Genomic DNA, 330 nt, shown 5'->3' with positions numbered 1-330 from the left:
CCGTACGGGATTCGAACCCGTGTTACCGCCGTGAAAGGGCGGTGTCTTAACCACTTGACCAACGGGCCAAATATTATAAATCCTATGGCGGAGAGCAAGGGATTCGAACCCTTGATACGCTTGTGACGTATACACGATTTCCAATCGTGCTCCTTCGGCCAACTCGGACAGCTCTCCAATGGCTCCGCAGGTAGGAATCGAACCTACGACCGATCGGTTAACAGCCGATAGCTCTACCGCTGAGCTACTGCGGAATAATATTGCCTGGCAACGTCCTACTCTCACAGGGACAAGGTCCCAACTACCATCGGCGCTAGAGAGCTTAACTTC

At 52.7% G+C, this 330-nt stretch carries 2 tRNA genes; both read right to left on the bottom strand.

The features are described from left to right. Window positions 1-85: 85 nt before the first annotated feature. Window positions 86-177, bottom strand: a tRNA-Ser gene (locus QO049_RS30595). Between the two features lie 2 nt (window positions 178-179). Further along, window positions 180-254, bottom strand: a tRNA-Asn gene (locus QO049_RS30590). Between the last annotated feature and the right edge of the window lie 76 nt (window positions 255-330).

It is taken from the genome of Bacillus sp. RB3 (assembly GCF_030164735.1).
GTDB lineage: Bacteria > Bacillota > Bacilli > Bacillales > Bacillaceae_G > Bacillus_A > Bacillus_A cereus.
The sequence above is the reverse complement of the archived record's forward strand: the minus strand, read 5'-3'. Positions and strand labels throughout refer to the sequence as shown.